The sequence below is a fragment of the Exiguobacterium sp. s11 genome, from assembly GCF_018619015.1.
Classification (GTDB): Bacteria; Bacillota; Bacilli; order Exiguobacteriales; family Exiguobacteriaceae; genus Exiguobacterium_A; species Exiguobacterium_A indicum.
In genome coordinates, this window is record NZ_JACSNF010000001.1 from 837,414 (window position 1) to 862,423 (window position 25,010).

Here is a 25,010-nt window from a genome sequence, read left to right on the forward strand (position 1 = left end):
TCAAACGAAAACAGCCGCCTTCCTCTGAAAGGAAAGCGGCTGTTTGTTTATCCTGATTATGCGCGAAGTTCCGCATTGAATGTTTCTTTCACTGCATCTACGACTCGCTGTTGCGCTGTCGTGATTTCTTCATCGACTAACGTCCGTTCTTTGTTTTGATAACGGAGGGAGAACGCGAATGATTTTTCATTCTCTCCGACGTTCTCACCCGTGTAGACATCGAACAATTCGATCGTCTGAAGAAGTGGACCGGCTGCTTCCGTCATGACATCGACGATGGATTGCGCCGTCACTGATCGCTCGACGACGATTGCTAAGTCGCGTGTCATTGATGGGAAACGTGAAATTTCCGAGTAGACCTGCTCTTCTTTCGAACGTAGTGCCATTGCCTCTAATTCGAAGACGTACACTTCTTTTAGACCATACTGTTCTTTTGACAGACCAGGATGCACTTGACCGACGAATCCAATTGCTTCTCCGTCAAGCAGAACGCGCGCCGTCCGTCCTGGGTGCATCGATGGAATGCTCGCTGCCTCGAACGTCAACGTGACACCGACTGCAGATGCGAGTGTCTCGACGATTCCTTTCATGACGAAGAAATCCGTTTTGACGAGTGTTCCGTGCGCACGATGTTGTTCTGACACACCGACTGCGACGCCACCGATCATTTCTTGTTCGATCGGAAGTGTCTCAAGTGACGCATCCCGTTGTAGATAAACACTACCAAGTTCATAAAACGCGACATCGGCATGCTGTCGTGCGACATTATGCTGCGCGACTTCAAGGAGTCCCGGAATGAGGGACGTCCGAAGTGTCGAACGTGCTTCACTGATTGGCATCGCCAGTTTAACCGGATGCAAATCTTCCCGTTCATTGAATTGCATCGCGCGTTGTTCGCTCGTCAATGAATACGTGATCGCTTGCGAAAGACCCGCTCCCTGCAGTGTCCGGCGTAAATGACGACGGTGGATGTTCCGTTTTGGTAAGAAACCACGGCTCGCTTCAGACGGTAAGCTTGAAGTCAGGGCATCATATCCATAAAGACGTGCCACTTCTTCCGCTAAGTCAGCTGGAATTTTCAAATCTTGGCGACGAGTCGGTACGCTGACTGTCAAGGCATCACCCGATAATTCAACACCGAGACCAAGACGTTCGAGTAACGTTTGCATGACCGTTCCTTCGATTTCCATACCAAGACGGTGATTGATGTACGAGACACTCGCTTCAATCAAGTGATCATCAAGCTCAAGCGTTCCTGCTTGAGCGACACCAGCCTGAACCGTTCCACCCGATAGTTCAGCAATCAAAGCTGCTGCCCGATCGAGTGCTAACAAGACACGACGTGGATCAACACCTTTTTCGAAACGGGCACTCGAGTCCGAACGAAGCCCAAGAACACGGCTCGTCTTCCGGACAGAAATCGGTGCGAAGTAAGCTGATTCTAAAATGATCGATGTCGTGTTTTCATCGACTTCAGTATTCGCTCCGCCCATGACACCAGCAAGCGCGACCGGGCGTTCACCGTCTGTGATGACGAGCATCGAAGAATCGAGCGTCCGTTCAACTTCGTCGAGCGTCGTGAACGATTCCCCTGCGCGCGCTTGACGCACGACGATCCGTTTGCCGAGTTTCTCAGCATCGAACGAATGCAGCGGTTGACCTGTCTCGAGTAAGACGAAGTTCGTAACGTCGACGACGTTGTTGATCGGACGAATCCCGTTCGCGATCAAGCGGTTTTTTAACCAAGTCGGTGATTCTTGAATCGTGACGCCTTGAATCTCTCGTGCCGCGTAGAACGGGCAGTCCTCTGAATCAAGCGTCACGTCGACTGCCGTCGCAGTTTCTGCTTCGTTGACTTCAACGACCGGGAAAGTCGGTGTCGTATCGTAAAGCGCCGCCACTTCGTATGCGACACCATACATGCTGAGGCAGTCCGACCGGTTCGGCGTTAATCCAAGTTCGAGGATTTCATCACGTAGACCGAGTAACTCCAAAACGTCTTGTCCTGGTGTGACTGGTTCACGGAACGTATGGATCCCGTCCTGCTCATCTTCTCGGATATATTTCTTTTCGAATCCGAGTTCTTCGAGTGAACAGATCATCCCTTCTGAGACGACACCTCGTAATTTAGCACGTTTGATTTTAATACCTGGCAGGCGAGCTCCGACGCGTGCGACGATGACATCTTGTCCGGCTTCGACGTTGGGTGCACCACACACGATTTGGACCGGTTCGTCTTGCCCGATGTCGACCGTCGTGACATTCAATTTATCTGCTTCTGGATGTTTTTCTTTCGTTAATACACGTCCGACGATGATGTTGTTCAACGCCTCATCCCGGACATCTACGCCTTCGACTTCGATTCCGCTCTTTGTAATCAAATCAGCCAAATCTTGTCCTGATGTATGACTGACATCCACATATTCGTTCAACCATTGTTTTGAGACTAACATCTGCGTTCCCCCTTAAAACTGTTCGCTGAAGCGAACGTCATTCGTATAGAAGTGGCGAATATCATCGACACCGTATTTCAACATGGCAATCCGTTCGATACCCATCCCGAATGCGAAACCTGACATTTTCGTGCTATCATATTCGGCCATTTCGAGCACGTGAGGATGAACCATTCCAGCGCCCAGAATTTCAATCCATCCCGTCTGTTTACAGATGTTGCATCCTTTACCGCCACATTTGAAGCACGAGACGTCGACTTCGACGGACGGCTCCGTGAACGGGAAGAAACTTGGGCGTAAGCGGACTTCACGTGCTTCACCGAACATCTGCTTCGCGAAGGCTTCAAGCGTTCCTTTTAAGTCTGCCATCGAAATCGATTCTCCGACGACGAGTCCTTCGACTTGCATGAATTGGTGCGAATGCGTCGCATCATCTTCGTCTCGACGATAGACTTTACCTGGGCAGAGAATGCGGATCGGTTCACCTTTAGAAGCGATCATCGTCCGTGCTTGGACCGGTGACGTATGCGTTCGCATCAAAATTTCTTCCGTGATGTAGAACGAGTCTTGCATATCACGTGCCGGGTGATCCTTCGGTAAATTCAACATCTCGAAGTTGAACAGATCTTGCTCGACTTCTGGACCTTCCGCAATCGTATAACCGAGTCCGACGAAGATGTCTTCGATCTCATCCGTCACCTGTTGCAAGAGGTGCGCATGACCGACCTTTTTCGGACGTCCTGGTAACGTGACGTCAATTGCTTCCGCTGCCAGTTTCGCATCCATTTCTTGTTGTTTGACAGCTGTCAGACGTTGTTCCAATTGCTCCTGGATCGCTTGACGAACCGTATTTGCGATCTCACCGACAACTGGTCGTTCTTCCGCTGATAACTTTCCCATTCCTCGTAATACTTCTGTGATTGGTCCCTTTTTCCCGAGATACTTGACTCGGACGTCATTGAGATCTTTTTGTGTTGTTGCCTGATCGACTAATGTCAACGCTTCATCGCGTAATGCTTCTAATTGCTCGCGCATCTTTCCCACTCCTTTAGTTGAAGATATAAAAAAACGTCCCTCCGACAAATGCCGAAGGGACGATGTAAACACCGTGGTACCACCCTTGTTTGACTTTTCAATCGAAAAGTCCTCCAATTGCGCGATAACGGGCGCATCCCGTCACGATCTCTCGTGCGACTCCGGAGTGAATTCGGTTAGCAGATTCATGAAGCAGTTTTCAGTCTACGACCGCTTCTCCCTGATTGAATCGTTCCCTAACGTACTCTGTTCCATCAACGTCCATGATGTATTCCTGATGTTCACTTTAGCATGAACGCTTACCGGTTTCAATCCACGCTTGCAAAATGATAGAGCAAAATGCCAGCCGCTACTGCCGCATTCAATGACTCCGCTTTACCACGAATCGGGATGTAAGCACGCTCATCACAGTAAGAGAGCAATTCTGGCGCAACGCCTTGTGCTTCGTTTCCGATGATTAAACCGAGTGCATCCATCGGTGCGATCGTTTGATAAGACGTCGCTCCTTCTAACGCCGTGCCGATTACCGCAATTCCTTGTTCGTGCAGGGCATTGACTGCCTCTTCGAGTGGCATGGAGATGACCGGTAGGTGGAACAGCGATCCTTGCGTCGCACGGATGACTTTTCCGTTATAGACGTCAACTGTTCCCGGTCCGACGACGACCCCATCGAATCCAGCTGCGTCAGCTGTCCGAATCATCGTCCCAACGTTCCCTGGATCTTGCAGACGATCGAGCAACAAATAGCGTCCTCGCTCTAATTGTGCCGAAGCTTGTTTCATCTCACAGACAGCGAAGATGCCTTGCGACGTTTCCGTCTCAGCCAGTACTTTGATGACGGCATCATCAATCGTAAAGACATCGGCATTTCGTTTCCAAGAACCGGGTACTTGATACGATTCACGCACGATCAATTCCTTGACGATTCCAGCGCGAACAGCTTCTTCAATCAAGTGTTCTCCTTCAATCAAGAAACGGTTCGTCTGCAGACGTCCTTTTTTCGTTAAGAGTTTTTTCCATTGTTTAACGATTTCGTTCTTTGCTGATGCGATGTGCTTCATTGTTTTATTACCCCTCGTAGATCGCTTGGACAGTCTCCGCATCCAGACGTTTTGTCACAGCAACGACTAAATCGACGGCTGCTTCGAAATCGGCTTTATGCATGATTGAGACATTCGTGTGCAGGTAACGAATCGGTACAGTCAATGCAAGTGATGGAACACCTGTATTCGATAAGTGGAACTTCGCTGCATCCGTTCCGCCACCTGGTGTTAAGTCCAGTTGATACTTGATATTTTCTTCTGTTGCGACTTTCGTCACGAAATCGATCAATCCACGATGTGCGATCATCGTTGCATCGAACATGATGACTTGAACGCCTTCACCTAATTTCGACAATGCTTCACGATCGGTCATTCCTGGCGTGTCACCCGGGATACCTGTATCGACAGCAAAGGCGATTGATGGTTTGAGCAGGTGTGCGACGGTTTGAGCCCCACGTAATCCGACTTCTTCCTGAACAGTCGCTCCTGCGAAAATCGTGTTCGGATGTCCGTCTGCTTTTAAGCGTTTGATTGCTTCGATTGCGATGGCACAACCAATCCGGTTGTCCCACGCTTTTGCCATCAAGAAGTTCTCATTTTTCATCACAGTAAATTCGCAATGTGGAACGACCGTATCACCCGGACGAATTCCCCAACCGTCGACTTCTTCTTTTGATGAAGCACCGATATCGATGAACATGTCTTTAATGTCGACCGGCTTATTGCGCGCTTCCGGTGGTAAAACATGAGGTGGTTTTGCACCAATTACACCTGGAATGACTTCACCAGATGACGTCACAATATTCATACGCTGTGCCAAGAGGACCTGACCCCACCAACCGCCGAGTGGTTGGAAACGAAGGAATCCTTTTTCATCAATCTTCGTGACCATGAATCCGACTTCATCCATGTGACCCGCAATCAATACACGTGGCGCATCTTCGCCTGCGCCTTTATGTTCAGCAAAGAGGCTACCGAGACCATCCTGGTGGAATGCTTCTGCATGAGGTTCTAAATATTCACGCATGAGGTTCCGGACTTCTTTTTCGTTTCCCGGTACACCTGTTGCGTCCGTGAGACGTTTTAGCATATGTAATTGTTCGTTCATCTGATTTCCTCCTTAGTAACCGTTGTCTTGTCGCACATGGTTTGCTTCATTTTTAGAAATGTAAGCCTTGAAAATCATATCCTGTGTAAAGCCTAGTGTAGCACCTAATGCAAGGTATGCACCAATTAGAACATCATAACTTTGTTCCGTCCGCGAAATCGCAAAGACGTTCGTTTTGTTATAGACGTCTAAAAAAGCATCTGTTGCTGTCAAATAGAAGTCACCTTCTGTAAAATGACTTTTCTTGTAATCAAGTGCTAAACCTAGTGAGAGTAGAAAATGGACGCCATCGACGTATTCCTCAAGAATTGTGACTTGAGCGGATGGTCCCTTCTTCGACCAGAACTTAAAGCAACGTGTCTCGTTCGCAAGTTCACCGAGTTCGACCAATAAGGCGAGCAGACGCTCGTCGAATTGATTGCCTGTCAATTGATGTTCTGACTGAATCCGTTTATCCAACTGTTCTTGCATCTCAAAAAGTGTCAACCAATCCATCTTTAATTCTCCTTCTATCTAAAAAAATCATATGACCGTCTCATCGACGTGCCTTCTTATTTTATCATTAAATCGAAAAAAACGTCGGAGAATTAAATTCCCCGACGAATTGTAGAACTTAAGCGTTCAATTTTGCTTTTGCTGTGTCAGCAAGTGAAGCAAATGCAGTTGCATCTGTAACTGCGAGGTCAGCGAGCATCTTACGGTTAACGTCGATACCTGCTAATTTAAGACCATGCATCATGCGGCTGTAAGAAAGACCGTTGATACGTGCTGCCGCATTGATCCGAGTGATCCAGAGGCGACGGAAGTCACGTTTCTTTTGACGACGGTCACGGTAAGCGTACATGAGAGATTTCATGACTTGCTGTTTCGCAACCTTGAAGAGTGTATGTTTCGAGCCGTAGTAGCCCTTAGCTAATTTGAGTTGTTTTTTACGACGTTGACGAGTCGTATATCCGCCTTTTACGCGTGGCATATAAATTCCCTCCTAAATCTGTATACGATTGGATAAATTACTTCGCGATCATGTGACGGATGCGTTTGAAGTCACCCGTAGATACCATGCTAGCTTTACGTAATTTACGTTTCGCTTTTGTTGATTTGTTACCGAACAAGTGGCTTGTGTAAGCACGACCACGTTTCAATTTGCCAGAAGCAGTACGTTTGAAACGTTTAGAAGCACCGCGGTGCGATTTCATTTTAGGCATGAGAGATTCCCTCCTACTTCGATTCGATTAGTCTTCTTTCTTAGGAGCAAGCACGAGGAACATGCTGCGTCCTTCCATCTTCGGTCTCTGTTCCACAACACCGAACTCACTTAAATCCGTTGCGAGGCGTTCGAGAACGCGTTTACCGATTTCCGAGTGAGTGATGGCACGACCGCGGAAACGAATGCTCGCTTTCACTTTGTTACCATTCTCCAAGAATTTCTTCGCATTACGGAATTTCGTTTGGAAGTCGTTCTCCTCGATCGTCGGGCTAAGACGAACTTCTTTCATCTGAATCACTTTCTGATTCTTCCGAGTTTCTTTGTCCTTCTTTTGCATCTCGAAACGGTATTTACCGTAGTCCATGATCTTACAAACTGGCGGCGTCGCTTGTGGAGCGACCATGACGAGGTCAAGTTCCGCTTCCTCTGCGAGACGTAGCGCTTCGTTGCGTGATTGGACACCTAGTTGAGCACCATCCGCTCCGATAAGACGAACTTCCCGGGCACGGATGCTTTCATTGATTAACAGATCTTTGCTAATGGTTAGCACCTCCATCGTGCATTGCACGAAAAATGAATGATAGAAAACGCTATAAAAAAAGCGTCGGCAGTTCTTCCCGCCCACACTCATAAGGAACGTCAAAGCATAGCAGTCGCTACACATTGCGTATCTTCATGATGAACCAGTACGAGTCGTCATACATGGTGAGAAGCGGGATGCTTCTGCTTTGTTGTCATTTCACTTTGCTATCATAGCACTTGTTTTCCCGTGATGTCAAGCCGCTTTCTATGTTCTTACAGAACGTTGCTCACATACTTGATTATAATAGCAATCCTTTGACGGATAAGCAAGAAGTTTCTAACCTGTTTTTCACGGGTACACTCTTAACATGGAAAAAAAGATTCAGAACATTCGCAAGCAAAATTGTTTATTTAGAATGATTATTGTTTTATAATCAATTTAATCTTACATAAGGGGGAGAATAACAGATGACTGAAAAACGATTAACGACCAATCAAGGTGTACCAATCGGAGACAACCAGAATTCACGTACGGCTGGACGTCGCGGACCAACGTTATTAGAAGACTATCAATTAATTGAAAAGATGGCCCATTTCGACCGGGAACGTGTACCTGAGCGTGTCGTACACGCTCGTGGATTCGGTGCTCACGGTGTATTCACTGTCAAAAACTCAATGAAAAAGTACACGAAAGCTGCGTTTTTACAAGAAGAAGGGACAGAAGTTCCTGTCTTCGCCCGTTTCTCGACTGTTATTCACGGCACGCATTCTCCAGAGACACTCCGCGATCCACGTGGATTCTCTGTCAAGTTCTATACAGAAGAAGGAAACTGGGATTTCGTCGGGAACAACCTTCCTGTCTTCTTCATTCGTGACGCTATGAAGTTCCCTGATATGGTCCATTCACTTAAACCAGATCCACGCACGAACATTCAAGATCCTGACCGTTACTGGGACTTCATGACACTTCGTCCGGAATCGACGAACATGCTCATGCATCTCTTTACGGATGAAGGGATTCCTGCAAGTTACCGTAAAATGCGTGGTTCTTCCGTTCATTCATTCAAATGGGTAAACGCTCATGGCAATACGGTTTACGTTAAACTACGCTGGATACCGAAAGCTGGTATTCATAATCTCTCAGCAGAAGAAGCGACAGAGATTCAAGGAAAAGACTTTAACCACGCTTCAAACGATACGTTCCAAGCGATTGAAGACGGAGATTATCCGGAATGGGATCTGTTCGTACAGGTACTCGATCCGGCTGACGTCGATCAGTTCGATTTCGATCCGCTCGACGCGACAAAAGACTGGTTTGAAGATGTCATTCCATTCCAACACGTCGGTACGATGACATTAAACAAAAACGTCGATAACTACTTCGCTGAAACGGAATCTGTCGGATTCAACCCAGGTGTCTTGATTCCAGGGATGTTGCCATCTGAAGATAAGTTGTTACAAGGTCGTCTGTTCTCTTACTCGGACACACAACGCTACCGTATCGGAACGAACTACCAACAACTTCCGATCAACTGTCCGTTCGCACAAGTGAACAACTACCAGCGTGATGGTGCAATGCCAGTCGGTCAGCAAACGAGTCCGGTAAACTACGAACCAAACCGTTATCAAGAAGAACCAAAAGAAACACCAGAGTATACGGAAGAAAACCAACCGCTACTTGATGATAAACACGGCCGTCTCGAAATCGAGAAGACGAACAACTTCGGTCAAGCCGGCGAAGTATACCGTCGTCTGACAGAGGAAGAGCAAGCCGCTCTTCTGAAGAACCTCGTCAATGATCTCGAGCAAGTTCGCCATGAGAATACGGTCTTGCTCGCAATCTGTAACTTCTACCGTGCTGATGCTTCACTCGGTCAGAAACTATCAGAAGCGCTTCAAGTCGATATCGAACCGTTCTTGCAACAAATGCGTTCATAACGTAAAAAAAGCACCCTCGACGCTAGTCTTGGGTGCTTTTGCTTGGTTTAGTACGGAACAAAGTCATATCGTTCAGCTGTTGCATACGTATATTCGTTTAGTTTCGTAAATAAGACGATTCTATTTAATTGAACATCTTTGGCAGTATTTTGTTGCATGTACTGTTTTTCTGTTTCCGTAAACGAGTTATAAATTGGTGCATATCCATCGCTCTGGAACGGTTGCATTTGAATCGCACGATCGGCGTTTTCGAATGTATTATAGCGAATCGTCCCACCGATGATACCTCGTCCTAAAATCGTCATCGCTTTTCCATCTGCCCGGTGTACATTCCGAATCGTATTGTTGATAACGGTCGGATTTTTCCAGTTCATCATCGAAATGGCATAGTCCTTCGTCTTATCGATCAAGTTATTTTCAATCCGGATATTCGTGTGTAAACGATTCTCTGTATATTGATGTGTGCCAATAGCAACGTTGATGTTAGAAAAGACGTTGTTTCGAATCGTGATATCCGAATTCGGTGTACCATCTTGAGCAGACCACTTCCACGGAAAACCTTTCGTGATTGGATCGGGTGTATCTAAGTTAATCGATTCGTTTGGTCCTGTATTCGCTATCATTGTCGCATCTACGAACTTCATATTTTCAATCGTCGCGTTTTTCGTCGCGTCTAACTCCATCGCATGTGATCCTTTTTGATTACGCACTGTAATGCCACCGATATATAAATTTTGGTTGTGTGCAATCGCAAAGGCAGATCCTCGCGAAAAGCCGTTTAAGTCGATTTGTGCGTTTCCTTTTCCGATGATCCGTGCGTTTTTCGTACCGTTGTATTTCGACATTTTTTTATTCAGACGTAACACAGACGGTGCTACTAAATCAAAGACACTCGTCGTCGCACTGATTTTCGACGTCCCCGTTTCAGATGTCTTTTTGATGATGACTCCGTCTTCTAAAATGACCGTCGTGTTCGATGGGATTCCGACACGCAGTGGAGATAGATACGTTCCTTTTTTTAGAACAAGCGTGCCTCCCCCTTCTTTTTCAAGTCTTTCTAAATAAGAACGCATCGTATAATGATTCCGGGTTTTCGCATTATACGTCGTGTATTTTCGAATCAAGGGATCAATAGGCTTTGTTGCAGGATCAATATAATACGTCTTTTTAGTTGTCGCTGCTTTTGGCTGTTCAGCTGAAGTTCCCATGAACAAGAGGGAAGCAGCAAGCGTTACTGTCAGTGTTCGTTTCAATGTCATACGTCCTTTCTACTCATAAAACAAATTTATCCATTTCCCATTACATTCTAATACTTTCCCAAATAAAAATAAATATTTCCATCTTCTTTTTTCAAAACTAACTCTCTTGTTTATCGGATCTACTTCATTTGTTTTAAAGGATATACAAAAAAACCGATCATCCCGTAAAACGGAACAATCGGTAATACGCCATTATTTTGAACGGTTTGCGATTTCTGTTTCTAAATCGGATACGAATTGTTCAAGTGATGCATTGCTTGAGTCTTTTGAGCCGTAGCGACGAATGTTGACTTCGCGTGATTCGACTTCTTTATCACCTAAAACGAGCATGACTGGTACTTTGTTGACTTGTGCTTCACGAATCCGGTATCCGAGTTTTTCGTCACGGAAATCTGTTTCGACACGAATTCCTTTTTTCAGCAAGATCGCTTTGATTTCACGAGCATAGTCTTCATGCACTTTAGAAACCGGAATCAATTTCACCTGAACCGGTGCAAGCCATGTTGGGAACGCGCCTTTGTATTCTTCGATCAAGTATGCAACGAATCGTTCCATCGTCGAAACGACACCTCGGTGTAAGACGACCGGACGGTGATCTTGTCCGTCATTTCCTTTGTACGTCAATTCGAATCGCTCTGGTAAGAGGAAGTCGAGTTGGACTGTCGAAAGCGTCTCATCTTTACCAAGTGCTGTCCGAACTTGAACGTCAAGCTTCGGTCCGTAGAAGGCAGCTTCGCCTTCTGCTTCGAAGTATTCCAGTTCGAGCTCATCCATTGTTTCTTTTAACTCACGTTGCGCCATTTCCCAAATTGCATCGTTATCGAAGTACTTCTCTTTATCCGCTGGGTCACGGTACGAAAGACGGAATTTGTAATCCGTGATTCCGAAGTCAGCATAGACTTCTTGAATGAGGTGAACGATGGCTTTGAACTCATCTTTCATTTGGTCAGGACGGACGAACGTATGGCCATCGTTTAGGACCATGTAACGAACGCGTTGGAGTCCAGTTAATGCACCAGACATCTCATACCGGTGCATGCCACCAAGCTCCGCGACACGAAGCGGTAAGTCACGGTACGAACGTGGTTCGTTTTTGTAGACCATCATGTGGTGTGGACAGTTCATCGGACGAAGAACGAGTTCTTCATTGTCCATCTCCATTTTCGGGAACATGTCATCTTGATAGTGATCCCAGTGACCCGATGTCTTGTATAGATCGACTGAACCGAGGACCGGTGTATAGACGTGCTCATATCCAAGTTCGAGTTCTTTGTCGACGATATAACGCTCGACTGTCCGACGGATCGCTGCTCCTTTTGGTAGCCACATCGGAAGTCCTTGACCGACTTCTTGAGAAGTGAAGAACAATCCAAGTTCCTTCCCGAGTTTACGGTGATCCCGCTCTTTCGCTTCAGCAAGGAAGTGGAGATGTTGTTTCAACTGGTCTTTTGTTGCCCATGCTGTACCGTAAATCCGTTGAAGCATTTTATTTTTTGAATCGCCCCGCCAGTAAGCACCAGCAATGCTCATCAATTTGAAGACTTGTAACTTCGCTGTTGCTGGAACGTGTGGTCCACGGCAGAGATCGAAGAATTCGCCTTGACGGTAAATCGTCAAATCCTGATCAGCAGGAATCGATTCGATCAATTCGACTTTCAACGGATCATTGAGTTCTTTATAAATCGCGAGTGCTTCGTCACGCGAGACGACTTCCCGTTCGATCGGCAAGTTCTCACCGGCGATTTTATTCATCATTTTCTCGATTTCTGGTAAGTCTTCTTCTGTCAGACGACGTTCCATATCGATGTCATAGTAGAAACCATTCTCGATCGTCGGTCCGATTCCAAGATGAATCGTTTCATCCGGATACAGACGTTTGATGGCTTGTGCCATCAAGTGAGCTGAAGAGTGACGAATCAAATCGAGCCCTTCTTCTGAATCCGGCATGATCAATTCGATTGTGCCGTCCTCTTCGATTGGACGACGGTAATCGATGGCGTGCCCGTTTAGTTTGGCAGCAAATGCTTTTTTACGAAGTCCTGGGCTGATTGAAGCCGCAACCTCTTCAGCTGTCGTGCCGGCTGCGAATTCTTTTACGGCGCCGTCTGGAAATGTAAGTGCGATGTTTGACATGACTGTTTCCCCCTTTAACAAAATAAAAAAGACTCATCCCTAAAAAGGGACGAGTCTTAATCTCGTGGTACCACCCTCGTTCCCGGACCATGTACTGGTTCGGCTCGAACACGCGTTAACGGGCGTGAGGCGCAAACGGATTAGCCCCGTTCGTGCTATGAGGGAGTAAAGACATGAATGATGCCATGAGAAGCTTCCACCATTCTTCTCTCGCTAGTTTGGTTCATTTCATACTTCTTATCCTCAATCGTTGCATCGTCTATTGACGTGTCATTAGTATAACGAATCGGTCGCTTCCTTGACAAGGAAAATTAGTAGCGACGTCGATTTTCACCGAGGAACTCGATCGGTTGTGTCGTCGTCCGGATCCGTTCCATTAGTCGTGCGGCCTTTAACTTATCACCTTGATCGTTCGTAATCCCGAAATGAAGCTCGAGTTCGTCATACGATAAGTTCGAGCTGAATAATGTCGGCAGACGATGCATCATGCGGTATTGCAAAATGATCCCGAACAATTCATCCCGTACCCACGGACTGATCGATTCTGCACCGATATCGTCAATCAGCAAGACTGGAATCGTTTGGAATCCTTCGAGGAACGTATCGAACGAGTCCGACCGGATTCGTCGTTTCGCTTCAGCGACGAAACCAGGAGCATGGACGAGAATCGTTGCAATCCGTTCTTTCTTCAGTGCATTCCCGATCGCAGCCAAGAGATACGTTTTCCCGACACCAAAGCTACCGTGCAGATACAATCCCTTTACATGCTCTTTTGAGCGCAGATGATTGAGGAACTGCGAAGCCGCGCGCAAGGCAAGCTTCCGGTCCGTAGTCGACAAGTCGAAATCACTGAAGTTCGCATCGCGGACTTCGTCCGGAAGGAATAGGCTCTTGAATTTTTTCTCAAGTGCACGTTCATCCTCTCGATCTTTGAGCGCTTGTGACTTCTCATACGAAACGACAATCTGTCCTTTTTCGACATGCAGGATCGGCTGATAACCTTCAATGACGGCCTTACTTTCAATCAGTCGATTCCCGTCCATCTGTTCCGCGTATTCATTCAGCTTGAGCATGCCCCGCTCGATCATTCGTTGATCGATTTCCGGATGGGTCCGTAAGAACATGACGACCCCCGGATGAGACAACACCCGTTGTTGAATCGCTCGAACCGATTCTGCGACGTCCGGTCGACTTAATATTTTTTCGATAGATGATTGGATATGTTCCATGTCCCGACTCCTTTAGTTCCCCTTCAGTTCTCGTAAGATTCGTTCCATCTCTTCATCGTCTGGAACATCCGCTTCGAAACTCGCTTTTTTAGAGGCTTCATACTGTTGCTGTTTCGCCTTCTCTTCTTGCAACCATTTCGGATTCGGACCGCCGTTCGTATTGCTTGTCCGTCCCCGACGTCCACCAACGGTCTGACGCGCGCGTTCTTGTTTTTGCTCCTGCTTCTTCGCGATCAAGTCATCTTGCTCCTGCGTCTTCGCCAGTGCCTCGGATGCTGTCACGTACCCCTTCTGTTTCCAATCATCGACGATCGATAAGAGGAAGTTCTTACTGAAGCGATTGTCTTTTTTGACGACGAGCGCATAGTAGTAGGCGGCATTGACGATCCCAGACGACATCTCATAATCGATGATCAATTGTTGGATCAACTCTTCATCTCGCTCTGACAGCGCTTTGACCTTCCGCAACTTCGCGACATAATGCTTCGGATGGGTGCTTTCCATCGTCTCCGTCGCTTCGACGTCTCCGACCTCGATCGTGTCGAGTGAGGCGACCTTCGCTTTTTTCTCTCGGCTGAGTTTTTGTTTCGCTGACAACATCATCTGTTTGCAACGTTCTTGTTTCTCAGCATCGGTCATCGGCAAGTATGCTTCGTGACGGAAACGGGCATTCAACAGCTCCGCCATCAATGCTTCATTCGACTGCGTGACGTAAGCAAGCTTCACGAGCAGATGATCGATCGCCTTTGAGTAAAAGGTCCGTGGTAAAAAGCGATCGGTTTGACGTTTCATCTCTTCTAAATCAAACGAATAATCGAATTCATATACTGCTCGTTCCTGTTTGGCATAGGCCTTCGGCTGATGCGCAGAAGCAAGACCAGCTTTCACATCGAACACTTGATCAAATCGGACCGTCCGATCAACGATATTCTTCGGAAGCGGTTCCGTCCGGAAACGATGCTGGAGGGAGCGGAAACGAATTTCACCGACGCGGTAGAATAGCAGACTCGATAACACCCCGTCATTCAAGAAAGTGTTCGGCGCAAGCGGCACCCGGATTTGATAGATGTAGCGATACGCGGCTTGGCGCGCTTCGAACGTCCGGATCAAACCGATGCCTTCTAGCTTGAATAACTCTTCCTTGAACTCGTCGACGGAAAAACCGAGTAGCGTTCCGAGTTCCGCATGGGAGATGTATTGGGATTTTGTTTTTCCCGGAATCATCTCGCTCCAAAACGTTTGATAGAGTCCAAGTGCTTTGACACCAATGATCGGCTGGTACAAATAATATAAAGATTGATAGGCTTCACGGTCGACGACACCATTGCTCATCACTAAGCAAAGATCGGTACCGGAAAGTTCACGTTCTACCATCTGACTCGTCCTTTCCTTAGGGAGAAAAAGAGAGGTGCGCTGACCGGACAGACGACCTCTCTTATATCACGTTCAATTTTCACGGTCATTTTCTTGATGTCGCTCCATCAGCTCAGAGAGCTCTTGGAAGAAGACATTGATGTCCTTGAATTGTTTATAAACACTCGCAAAGCGGACGTATGCCACTTCATCGACGGAAGCTAATTCATTTAACACGAGACGTCCGACCTGCTCACTTGGAATCTCATGCTGAGCCGTCGCCCGCAATGCCTTTTCGACCCGACTGACGACTGTTTCTAGCTGTTCAATCGAAATCGGTCGTTTTTCACAGGCACGCACTAGTCCCCTCAAAATTTTATCACGATTAAACTCGTCGCGCGTTCCGTCTTTCTTTACGATGATTAAAGGGGTCTGTTCGACCATTTCGAAAGTCGTAAAGCGATAGCCGCAAGACTCACATTCACGTCTCCTCCGAATCGAACCGAAATCCTGGACCGGTCTTGAGTCCAGTACTTTTGTTCCGTTAAAATTACAGGCTGGACAGCGCATGCCGTACCTCCGTTCACGTGATTTCTTTTGTTCCAATCATTTTTAATCGATATCCCGCATCAAGTGATGCATAGATTCGCTCGATGTGTTTTTCGAGATCAGGTCCGAGAAGACTTTCACGATGTAAGAATAGATCGACGGCCGTACGTCCGCCCGCCACCATAATGACGGTCGCGAGTCCGTCGACTTCTTTTAATGTAAAAGCGAGTTCTCCACGTTCCGCGTCAACACGACGAACTGTCCCGCCTTCTTGCTTTAAGATATTTTCTAAACCAGCAAACAACATCTCGACTGTTGCCGCATAGTAGTGTGTGCGTAAATTTTCGTTTTTATGTGTATCGGATGTCTCTAGCTGTTTTTGCAAGCGTTCCTTCAGTCCCATGGTCATCCTCTTTTCTTTGTTTCTTCTACTATTAAGAATAACAGACGTCAGACATATTAAAAAGCCCTCGTCTGAACGACGAGGGCTTGACGAATTCGTGTGTGTTGTCAGTTGACGTGCTGGACAGTAGCCGCTGGAACTTGAACTGGTCCCATACCACGTGGAATTTCGACATTTTCACGGATTTTCGCATCGAGCTTTTCAGCAATGTAGTTCGCTGCGATGGCTGGATCGATCCGATCCCCACAAGTAAAGACATCAACCGATGCATACCCGTGCTCTGGGAAACTGTGAATCGTCAAGTGCGATTCAGAGATAATGACGACGCCACTGACGCCGTGTGGTGCAAACTTGTGGAATGCTACTTCTCGTACTTCTGCACCTGCTTGAAGTGCTGCGTCAACGAAAAGTCGTTCAACGAATTCCATGTCGTTCAATTTTTCAGGATTACAATCCCAAAGTTCTGCAATAATGTGTCTTCCCATAGTATCCATTTGTGGATCCCCCCTACATTCAATGGTCTTCAAAGTAGTTGATCACTTACTTTGCGCCTGAGTCGTTCGCACCCACGGGGGAAAGTTAGTCCAGAGAGGTCCTAACCCTTTAAGCTGCGATTGCCAGACCGATTGAAGTTCACGATTTGAATTATAGCGAGTATCAAAAAGATACACAAGGATAAATTTCAAAAATTAATACATTTCTAGAAAAAAAACGGGACAGGTCCCGTCGTTACTGGGATCTGCCCGTTGTCATTAATTCAATTCAAGTTCTTTTGCAACCGTTCCCATCGCCTCTAAGTGCGCCGAAACAAGGTGTACGAGGTCGACGACGCGGCAGGAGTAACCCCACTCATTATCGTACCAAGCGAGGACCTTCACCTGACGACCACCCATGACCATCGTCGAGAGTCCATCGACGACCGTCGAACGCTCTTCTCCGTTGAAGTCGATCGAAACGAGCGGTTCCATCGTCATTCCGAGAATGCCTTCAAGCGCACCGTCCGCTGCTTTCGTGAACGCTTCGTTCACTTCGGCAACCGTCGTATCGCGACTGACTTCGACGACGAGATCGACGAGTGAGACGTTCGGTGTCGGAACACGAAGCGCGAGTCCATTCAATTTTCCTTCCAAGTGTGGCAAGACGAGAGAAATCGCCTTTGCCGCACCTGTCGATGTTGGAATGATGGATGAGCCACATGCACGGGCGCGTCGTAAATCCTTATGTGGATTATCAATATTATTTTGATCGTTCGTAAACGCGTGAACCGTCGTCACGAGACCCGATTCGATTCCGAATGCCCGATCGATGACTTGCACGACAGGTGCGAGACAGTTCGTCGTACACGATGCGTTCGAGACGATAGCATCTGTTTCATGATCATACATGTCGTCATTGACACCCATGACGATCGTCCGGACATCCCCTTTAGCAGGTGCCGTGATGACGACCTTTTTTGCGCCTGCCACTAAATGCTTCGCAGCACCCGTATCTGAGTTGAACTTTCCTGTCGCTTCGACGACGATATCGATGCCGAGTTCCCCCCACGGCAATAGTTCAGGATTGCGTTCACTGACGATTTGAATTTGTCTTCCGTCAACCATCAACGCCCCATCGATGATGTCGACCGAATAATTGAATTTTCCATGTACCGTGTCGTACTTGATTAAATGTGCGAGTGTTTCGACTGGATAACTTGCATTGATTGCTACGACTTCGCTTTTCCCCTCAGCGATCAGACGTCGAAAGACCATTCGACCAATTCGACCAAAACCATTGACTGCCACCTTGACTCCCATGTGCGGATCCCCCTTCAATGTGACGGATGTAGCTCCGTTTACAGATAGAACTATATCATGAAATGTAAGCGATTTCATTATGTTCTCTAAAAAAAGTGAGAGAAGATGGAAACTTCTCTCACTTCACACTTTTCATGTACCACTCTCATGCTTATCGGTGTCATATGATACTAACCATTTATCGATTTGTTGATATAACGAATCAAGACTCCCATCATTGAAGAACACATCATCCGCAAGCTCTTTTTTCTGTTCAATGCTAAGTTGCGAATGAATACGTGCATATGCTTCTTCTTCCGATAGATCATTACGTTGCATCAATCGTCTTAACTGCATGTTTTCCGGACAATAAACGACTACGACACGGTCGAACAGCGTCCGCCAATCGCCTTCAAGTAATAACGGAATATCAAATACGACGAGCGAATGTCCTGAACGTTCATAGGCATCTGCTTCATCAAGCATCTGTCGTCGAATACTTGGGTGCATCAACTGATTCAGCTGTTGTCGTTTTTCGCTATCCTGAAAAATGATTTGTCCGAGTTTTGGACGAACGAGACGTCCTTCTTCGAATGCTTCCGGGAAGGCCATCTTGACCCCATCATAGGCTCGCCCTCCTGGTTCAATGACTTCTCGCGCAACAAGATCCGCATCGATGACGGCTATTCCTTTTTGCTTCAGATAGCTAGAGACCGTACTTTTACCGGTAGCGATACTACCCGTCAGACCTACCCTCATAAGGCGACCTGTTGGCACGTCGGACAGAAGTGCGTTCCTCGTCCGCCGACTTTGATTTTTTCAATGGCAGTGCCGCAACGGGGACATGGTTCGCCCTTTTGACCGTATACCGCGAGTTGAAGCTGGAACTCACCTTTTCCGGAAGGTGAGACATAACTTCGGATCGTACTTCCCCCTGCTTCTACCGCTTGTCGTAAGACGTCGACACCGGCTTGATGGATGCGTGAGATATCATCAAGCGTCAAGGCACCAGCCTTCGTCAACGGATGGACACGTGCCGCATGAAGGGTCTCATCGACATAGATGTTACCGAGACCAAGGAAGATCGATTGGTCGAGCAATGCCGTTTTGATTGGACTTCTTTTTTTACGAATTAAATTCTCCGCTAACACTTCTGCTGTGAACTCTGGATCAAATGGTTCACGCTCCAGCTGTGCCAGTGGAGCAGTTTGCATCGCTGTTTCCTTATCACGTAATTCCATCGTTCCGAACTTCCGGACGTCATTGTAATGCAGCTCCGAACCATCCGTGAAACGGAAGACGACATGAGTATGTTTATCCCGCTCGACCGGTTGTGGATACGGGAAGTACTTCCCTTCCATCCGCAAATGGCTGACGAGATAAAAACGATCAAAATCAAAGAGTAGGAACTTACCGCGACGTTCGACGCGTTCGATCCGTTCTTGATGTAAGGCATCTGCAAATGGTGCCACTTCCATCCCCCGAATCATTTTCGGGTGGTAGACTTTGACGGAAGAGACTGTTTTTCCAGAGACCGAACGTTCTAAACTGCGGCGAACGGTCTCGACTTCAGGTAATTCAGGCACGTCTATTCCTCCTTGCTTACTTCGTTTCGTACCACGTATGTCCTGCGCCCCCATCGACGCGTAGCGGTACGGATAATTCGACGGTCTGCTCCATCGCTTGTTTGACAAGCGCTTGTAGCGCATCGAGTTCCTCGTCTGGTGCTTCAAAAATCAACTCATCGTGTACTTGTAATAACAAACGCGCTTTCAGATCAGATGCCTGTAAGGCAGCATGAACATCAAGCATCGCTTTTTTAATGATATCCGCAGCCGAACCTTGAATCGGCGTATTGATCGCCGTACGTTCCGCAAAACCGCGTAAGTTGAAGTTTTTCGAATTGATATCCGGAATATTACGGCGGCGGTTCATCAACGTTTCGACGAATCCATTCGCTCGTGCCGTCTCGATCGCCGTATCCATGAACTGTTTGATTTGCGGGAACAGCTCGAAATAACGATCGATGAACGATTGTGCTTCCTTCCGCGTGATGTTCAAATTTTGTGACAGTCCATAATCGCTGATTCCATAAATAATGCCGAAGTTGACGGCTTTCGCCTGACGACGCATGTTTCCTGTGACATCCTCCGGTTCAACACCAAAGACACTACTTGCCGTTTGGGTATGGATGTCCTCATCATGTAAGAACGCATCGACAAGCGTCTGATCCTGCGACATATCGGCCATGACACGTAATTCGATTTGTGAATAATCGGCAGCGTACAGTGACCAGCCTGCTTCACTTGGAACGAAGGCTTTTCGAATCTTCCGTCCTTCTTCAATCCGAATCGGGATATTCTGAAGGTTCGGATTGACCGAACTTAAACGGCCTGTCTGGGCAATCGTCTGAGCAAAACGGGTATGAATCTTTCCGTCTTCCTTGATGACTTTTTGTAAGCCTTCGACATACGTCGACTGTAATTTTTGGAGCTCCCGGTATAACATGATGTGATCGATGACCGGATGCAACGGACGCAGTTTTTCAAGGACGTCCGCGGCAGTCGAATAGCCGGTCTTTGTTTTCTTGAAGGCGGGCAGTTCGAGTTTTTCAAACAGAATCACACCAAGTTGTTTCGGTGAATTGATATTGAACGACTCACCTGCCGCTTCAAAGACCAACGTCTCAAGTTCCGTTAAACGTCCGGCAAGATCTGCTTGCATCGATTGGAGGGTCGCGACGTCGACACGAATCCCGGTCCACTCCATCTCAGCGAGGACACCTGACAATGGACGCTCTAGTGTTTCATACAGCTCATATTGCTGATTCGCCTTCAACTCTTCCCGGACTTTCGGGAACAATAATTCGATCATCCGTGCCTTCTCTGCAAGATAAGGGTGTAATACGTCATCCGCTGGGGCTAGACGTTTCGCTCCCTTACCGAGGACCGCTTCTTCGTTCGGTGCCATCAATGCATAATGACCAGCAATTGAAGCGAGCGTCGTGCCGCCACTTAAATTCAATAAGTAACCCGCTAATAACAAATCCTCATAACCGTTTAAGGTTAAGCCATGCTTACGCAACGCGAATGCGACTTGTTTGGCATCGAGACAAATCTTCCGATGTTCCGACTCGATCCATTGGCGGAATGCCGGATCCTCGACGAGCGTTGGAGCAGCAACATAGATCGTGTCAGGCGTCGCGATCGCAAACCCGATGATGTCTTCTTCCATGTAATCCTCTCGTAGCTGTTCAGCAAGCAACACCGCATCGGTGACGTCTTCAGGAAGTGAAGTGATCGTCACGACGTTCAACTGCTCTTTATCCTCTTCTTTGACGACAGGAGCAAATCGATTCGTCAACGACTTGAAGCCAAGCGACTGGAACAACGAATACGGCACTTGGGTATCAACGTCGCGAATTTGCAAATCCTCTAGCGTCGTCTCGAGCGGGACATCAACTTTAATCGTCGCAAGTTCTTTCGATAGTCGTGCGAGTTCTTCGTTCGCGATGACTTTTTCCTTCTGCTTCCCTTTTAAGTCTTCAACATGTTCATACAGTCCTTCGACAGAACCGTATGCCGAAATCAATTTTACCGCCGTCTTTTCACCAATCCCAGGAATCCCTGGAATGTTATCCGACTTATCCCCCATTAACCCCTTCAGGTCAATCATTTGAATCGGCTTTAGACCACCATACGTCTCAGCGAACAGTTCCTCCGTCATGCACTGGACGTCCGTGATCCCACGCTTCGTGATCAAGACTTCGACCTTATCTGTGACAAGTTGAAGTAAATCTTTATCACCTGTGACGATCCGCGTCCGATCCGTCGACATCGTTCGTGCGAGCGTACCAATCAAATCATCTGCCTCATAGCGATGGAGTTCCATCATTTGAATACCGAGCGCTTCACAGATATCCCGGACGATTGGGAATTGCTCACGTAGTTCGGACGGTGTCTTTTCCCGACTTCCCTTATACTCCTGATAGACATCATGACGGAACGTTTCACTCGAAGCATCGAAGGCAACGAGCATATGTGTCGGTTGTTCTTCCTCGAGCAACTTCAATAACATCATCGTAAAGCCATAAGCTGCGTTCGTATTTCGTCCTTGCGCATCCGTCATTGGTGGTAAGGCGAAAAACGCCCGATAGGTCAACGAGTTCCCATCAATCAATAGCAATTTATTTTCCATCATCTACGCCCCTTTAATCGATTTTCTGTTCCTATTGTATCACTCTACACACATTTGTTCGCTAAAAATGACCAAAAAAAGACGATTGACTCACGGAGAGTCAACCGCCAAGGGCATGACGACATGGGAGCTGATCCAGTCGCCATACAGATGATGAAGAAGGTACTTTCATCATAAGATACATCTATTAAGGAAATGTGAATCCACTGTGAAATTCAGCCATGTTTTGGTAAACGAATCGTAAATGTCGTGCCTTTGTGCTCTTCCGATGCGATTTCGATCTCACCGTGATGGAGGTCGACAATGTGTTTGACGATGGCTAGTCCAAGACCCGTTCCCCCAGAATTACGGCTTCGTGCCTTATCGACACGATAGAAACGTTCGAAGATTCGTTGGGTTTCTTTCGGATGAATACCAATTCCGTCATCTTTGATGATGAGTTGGACAGACTCTTCTCCATCCTCGAGCTGAATCCAGACGTTGCCGCCGTTCGGCGTATAATTCAACGCATTCGCAACCAAGTTGACGACGACCTGTTTCAGACGATTCAGATCTGCTCGGATGAAGACTTCCTCTTCCATTTCGATATGAATCGTCATCTCTTTTTCTGTTGCTCGTCGATGCAGGAGTGCTGCTGTCTCCCGAACGAGACTTGTCACGTCAACGATTGCAGTCTCGAGCTGATAGTTATCTTGTTCTAAACGAGACAGCTCAAGCAAATCTTCTACCAATGTCTGCATTCGTTCCGATTCATCGTGGATGATCCGTAAGAACTGCTCTCGGATTTCCGGAACCTCTTGCGCACCATCGAGTAACGTTTCCGCAAATCCTTTAATGGACGTCAATGGTGTCTTTAATTCATGGCTGACATTCGCGACGAAGTCTTTACGCATTTGTTCCAGTTTTTTGATTTCCGTGATGTCGTTAAAGACGACGGTCGTTCCCTGCACGCGACCGTTCTTATCGAAAATCGGAGCGGCACTGACCATGAACGTCCGGCTATTGATGCCAAATCGAACACTCGACTGCTTTCGATTCGGTTTTTCCGTCAGATAGACATCTTCAATCACCTGACTCATTTTTTCGTTCGGAAGTACACGATAGTACAGCTTCCCACTAGACGGTTCATGAATGTTGAACATTTCCCGATACGTCCGGTTGACGAGCAGGACGTAGCCCTTCTCATCAATCAACATAAGACCGGCGCCCATGTATTCGATCAAAGATTCGAGACGTGCTCGTTGCATTGCTTCACCAGACGATGCGTTTTCGAGATTTCGCGCTAATAGATTGATAGAGCGCCCTAAATCGCGTGATTCATCCGGTGCCGCTAATTCATACACACGCGACTTGTAGTTCCCGTGCGACAGTTCATGTAAAACATCTGTTGCTTCTGCGATTGGACGTAGAAATCGTTTCGTCGACCGATAGATCGTCAAGAATATGATCACTAACGAGGCGAGTAGGGACAGAATGATGACCGTCCAAATCCGTGAATAAATGACGTTCAAGTCTTTTGCATAACGAATGAAACTGACATATACCTCACCACCGTCCGCTGTCGGAACAGGCTTCGTGAATTGGACGACACTGTCATCTGTTTTCGATTCAAACGTACCCTCATCAGGAATCGCTGAAAAATTGAGGGTCGCGACTTTCAGTTTCGTCACATCAACCGGTGTACCGGCAATGATTTCACCCCGACTATTGAATAAAATCATATCGAAGTTTGATTCCGCGTACAACTGATTCACGTACTGGGCCATCTCCGAAACATCGCGCCCTTGTAAGATCGTCTCGACAAGAGAAGTCTCATCCATCAATTTTTCTTTTTCATTTTGGACATAAAATTCTTTGAAGGATTGTCCAAGTAAGAAACCGAGTGCAATCAGCACGAGACTGATGAATGAAAACATTTTAAAGATGAATCGCTTGCGATACTTACTCATTCCGGTTTCGGCTCCTCCATCTTATACCCGAGACCACGAATCGTTTTGATGTAAATCGGTTTTTTCGTATTCGGCTCGATTTTTTCACGGACATGGCTAATGTGCACATCCACGATTCGTGTGTCGCCGACGAAATCATAGTTCCAGATTGCGGATAAGAGTTGATCGCGTGTCAGGACACGCCCCTTATTTTTAGCAAGATATACGAGCAATTCGAATTCCTTAGGTGTCAGTTCAAGACGCTCTTCTGCTTTGAAAGCTTCGTAGTTATCTGGAACGATCTTGACATCACCAATCAGAATCGTCCCATCCGTCACTTCTTCTGAAGGTGTTGTCTGATGACTCATCCGTCGTAAAATCGCTTTCACACGGGCGACGACTTCACGTGGACTAAATGGTTTCGTCAGATAATCGTCCGCACCGAGTTCCAGACCAAGGACTTTATCGAACTCATCATCCTTTGCCGTCAGCATCAAAATCGGCGTATTGATTTTTTGCTGGCGTAGTCGTTTACATACCTCCAAACCATCGAGTTCCGGCAACATGAGATCTAGTACGATCAATGCGGCATCTTGTTTTTCCGCTAATTTTAAACCTGACATCCCATCATGTGCCGTTTCGACGACGAAACCAGCCTGCTCTAGATTAAACTTCAACAGTGTTGCAATCGACAATTCATCATCTACCACGATAATTTTATCTTTCAAACCTTGCATCCCCCTCAAGTTTCGTTCTTTCGAATGAGGAATTCCGTGGAATCCGCTTCGTCTGTCTTCATCTTACCGACTTTCACAGGAAAATCACAAATCTTTCTGCTGTTTCTTTACACAATCTTTAAAGGAGATGCCGAATCTCAC

Annotated in this window: 22 protein-coding genes; 1 reads left to right on the forward strand and 21 read right to left on the reverse strand. The window is 47.0% G+C overall.

The annotated features are described in order from the left end of the window. Positions 1–56 precede the first annotated feature (56 nt). The 8 genes from pheT to infC form a co-directional block, all read right to left on the reverse strand. A complete protein-coding gene (pheT, locus tag KNQ12_RS04630) occupies positions 57–2,453 on the reverse strand; it encodes a phenylalanine--tRNA ligase subunit beta (RefSeq protein WP_214746562.1) in 2,397 nt (798 codons plus the stop codon). 12 nt (positions 2,454–2,465) lie between these two features. Further along, the gene (gene pheS, locus KNQ12_RS04635; RefSeq protein WP_214746565.1) at positions 2,466–3,488 is read right to left on the reverse strand and encodes a phenylalanine--tRNA ligase subunit alpha; all 1,023 of its coding nucleotides are present in this window, start codon (positions 3,486–3,488) and stop codon (positions 2,466–2,468) included. 308 nt (positions 3,489–3,796) lie between these two features. Beyond that, positions 3,797–4,582, reverse strand: a complete 786-nt coding sequence (locus tag KNQ12_RS04640) for a TrmH family RNA methyltransferase (RefSeq protein WP_369792088.1) — start codon at positions 4,580–4,582, stop codon at positions 3,797–3,799. Continuing rightward, on the reverse strand, positions 4,557–5,639 hold the full coding sequence (locus KNQ12_RS04645; protein WP_023469013.1) for a M42 family metallopeptidase: 1,083 nt from the start codon (positions 5,637–5,639) through the stop codon (positions 4,557–4,559). The genes KNQ12_RS04640 and KNQ12_RS04645 overlap by 26 nt, the downstream gene beginning before the upstream one ends. Before the next feature lie 12 nt (positions 5,640–5,651). Continuing rightward, a complete protein-coding gene (locus tag KNQ12_RS04650; protein WP_023469014.1) occupies positions 5,652–6,134 on the reverse strand; it encodes a dUTP diphosphatase in 483 nt (160 codons plus the stop codon). A 118-nt stretch (positions 6,135–6,252) separates the two neighbouring features. Further along, positions 6,253–6,612 (reverse strand): 50S ribosomal protein L20, encoded by a 360-nt coding sequence (gene rplT, locus KNQ12_RS04655; RefSeq protein WP_012371057.1) that lies wholly within the window; start codon positions 6,610–6,612, stop codon positions 6,253–6,255. 37 nt (positions 6,613–6,649) lie between these two features. Further along, positions 6,650–6,844, reverse strand: a complete 195-nt coding sequence (gene rpmI / locus KNQ12_RS04660) for a 50S ribosomal protein L35 (protein WP_023469015.1) — start codon at positions 6,842–6,844, stop codon at positions 6,650–6,652. Between the two features lie 27 nt (positions 6,845–6,871). Beyond that, complete coding sequence (gene infC, locus KNQ12_RS04665) at positions 6,872–7,402, reverse strand: translation initiation factor IF-3 (protein WP_029342318.1); 531 nt, start codon at positions 7,400–7,402, stop codon at positions 6,872–6,874. 434 nt (positions 7,403–7,836) lie between these two features. On the opposite strand from infC, the gene KNQ12_RS04670 reads away from it, so the two are divergent. Continuing rightward, positions 7,837–9,306 carry a catalase gene (locus tag KNQ12_RS04670; protein ID WP_214746569.1) on the forward strand — a complete coding sequence of 490 codons (1,470 nt, stop codon included), beginning with the start codon at positions 7,837–7,839 and terminating at the stop codon, positions 9,304–9,306. A 47-nt stretch (positions 9,307–9,353) separates the two neighbouring features. Here KNQ12_RS04670 and KNQ12_RS04675 read toward each other — a convergent pair whose 3' ends face one another. From KNQ12_RS04675 to KNQ12_RS04735, 13 genes are all read right to left on the reverse strand, one after another. Continuing rightward, positions 9,354–10,565, reverse strand: a complete 1,212-nt coding sequence (locus KNQ12_RS04675; protein ID WP_214775406.1) for a glycoside hydrolase family protein — start codon at positions 10,563–10,565, stop codon at positions 9,354–9,356. Between the two features lie 192 nt (positions 10,566–10,757). After that, the gene (gene thrS, locus KNQ12_RS04680; protein WP_035396562.1) at positions 10,758–12,698 is read right to left on the reverse strand and encodes a threonine--tRNA ligase; all 1,941 of its coding nucleotides are present in this window, start codon (positions 12,696–12,698) and stop codon (positions 10,758–10,760) included. Between the two features lie 311 nt (positions 12,699–13,009). Beyond that, positions 13,010–13,927, reverse strand: coding sequence for a primosomal protein DnaI (gene dnaI, locus KNQ12_RS04685; RefSeq protein ID WP_023469020.1), 918 nt, complete (start codon positions 13,925–13,927; stop codon positions 13,010–13,012). A 12-nt stretch (positions 13,928–13,939) separates the two neighbouring features. Beyond that, positions 13,940–15,301 carry a replication initiation and membrane attachment family protein gene (locus KNQ12_RS04690; RefSeq protein ID WP_023469021.1) on the reverse strand — a complete coding sequence of 454 codons (1,362 nt, stop codon included), beginning with the start codon at positions 15,299–15,301 and terminating at the stop codon, positions 13,940–13,942. Between the two features lie 72 nt (positions 15,302–15,373). Then, positions 15,374–15,850 (reverse strand): transcriptional regulator NrdR, encoded by a 477-nt coding sequence (nrdR, locus tag KNQ12_RS04695; RefSeq protein ID WP_023469022.1) that lies wholly within the window; start codon positions 15,848–15,850, stop codon positions 15,374–15,376. A 13-nt stretch (positions 15,851–15,863) separates the two neighbouring features. Beyond that, positions 15,864–16,232 (reverse strand): hypothetical protein, encoded by a 369-nt coding sequence (locus tag KNQ12_RS04700; protein ID WP_023469023.1) that lies wholly within the window; start codon positions 16,230–16,232, stop codon positions 15,864–15,866. 107 nt (positions 16,233–16,339) lie between these two features. Next, entirely contained in the window at positions 16,340–16,726 is a 387-nt protein-coding gene (gene speD, locus KNQ12_RS04705; protein ID WP_023469024.1) for an adenosylmethionine decarboxylase, read from the reverse strand. 258 nt (positions 16,727–16,984) lie between these two features. Further along, positions 16,985–18,028 carry a glyceraldehyde-3-phosphate dehydrogenase gene (locus tag KNQ12_RS04710; RefSeq protein WP_214746575.1) on the reverse strand — a complete coding sequence of 348 codons (1,044 nt, stop codon included), beginning with the start codon at positions 18,026–18,028 and terminating at the stop codon, positions 16,985–16,987. Positions 18,029–18,160: 132 nt separating this feature from the next. Then, positions 18,161–18,766: a dephospho-CoA kinase gene (gene coaE, locus KNQ12_RS04715; protein ID WP_214746578.1), complete on the reverse strand. Its 606-nt coding sequence runs from the start codon at positions 18,764–18,766 to the stop codon at positions 18,161–18,163. Beyond that, positions 18,763–19,593, reverse strand: a complete 831-nt coding sequence (mutM, locus tag KNQ12_RS04720; RefSeq protein ID WP_035396555.1) for a DNA-formamidopyrimidine glycosylase — start codon at positions 19,591–19,593, stop codon at positions 18,763–18,765. The genes coaE and mutM overlap by 4 nt, the downstream gene beginning before the upstream one ends. Positions 19,594–19,609: 16 nt before the next feature. Next, the gene (gene polA / locus KNQ12_RS04725) at positions 19,610–22,207 is read right to left on the reverse strand and encodes a DNA polymerase I (protein WP_035396554.1); all 2,598 of its coding nucleotides are present in this window, start codon (positions 22,205–22,207) and stop codon (positions 19,610–19,612) included. Between the two features lie 212 nt (positions 22,208–22,419). After that, positions 22,420–24,153 (reverse strand): two-component system histidine kinase PnpS, encoded by a 1,734-nt coding sequence (gene pnpS / locus KNQ12_RS04730; RefSeq protein ID WP_214746581.1) that lies wholly within the window; start codon positions 24,151–24,153, stop codon positions 22,420–22,422. Then, positions 24,150–24,860: a response regulator transcription factor gene (locus tag KNQ12_RS04735; RefSeq protein ID WP_058265017.1), complete on the reverse strand. Its 711-nt coding sequence runs from the start codon at positions 24,858–24,860 to the stop codon at positions 24,150–24,152. Before KNQ12_RS04735 ends, pnpS begins: the two co-directional genes overlap by 4 nt. Between the last annotated feature and the right edge of the window lie 150 nt (positions 24,861–25,010).